Source organism: Stenotrophomonas sp. SAM-B (assembly GCF_013387485.1).
In the GTDB taxonomy this organism is placed as follows: Bacteria; Pseudomonadota; Gammaproteobacteria; order Xanthomonadales; family Xanthomonadaceae; genus Stenotrophomonas; species Stenotrophomonas maltophilia_AA.
Genome location: NZ_JABBXB010000046.1, coordinates 1 through 443, shown reverse-complemented (window position 1 = coordinate 443; position 443 = coordinate 1). Strand labels below are relative to the sequence as shown.

Below are 443 nucleotides of genomic sequence, written 5' to 3'. Positions count from 1 at the left end.
AGCAGTGAGGAATATTGGTCAATGGGCGGAAGCCTGAACCAGCCAAGTCGCGTGAAGGATGAAGGTATTATGTATTGTAAACTTCTTTAGCTGTGGAGAAATAAGGTGGTCGAGACCACCGATGCTAGTACACAGAGAATAAGGATCGGCTAACTCCGTGCCAGCAGCCGCGGTAATACGGAGGATCCGAGCGTTATCCGGATTCATTGGGTTTAAAGGGTGCGCAGGCGGTGCCTTAAGTCAGCGGTAAAATCGTGGGGCTCAACCCCATCCCGCCGTTGATACTGGGGGACTTGATTACGGTCGAGGCAGGCGGAATTCGTCGTGTAGCGGTGAAATGCATAGATATGACGAAGAACACCGATTGCGTAGGCAGCCGACCAGGCCGTTAATGACGCTCATGCACGAAAGTGCGGGTATCGAACAGGATTAGATACCCGGGT

The 443-nt window shown here is 52.4% G+C and carries 1 rRNA gene; it reads left to right on the top strand.

Annotated elements, in window-relative coordinates:
* Positions 1 to 443, top strand: a 16S ribosomal RNA gene (locus tag HH110_RS19165); the annotation flags it as partial.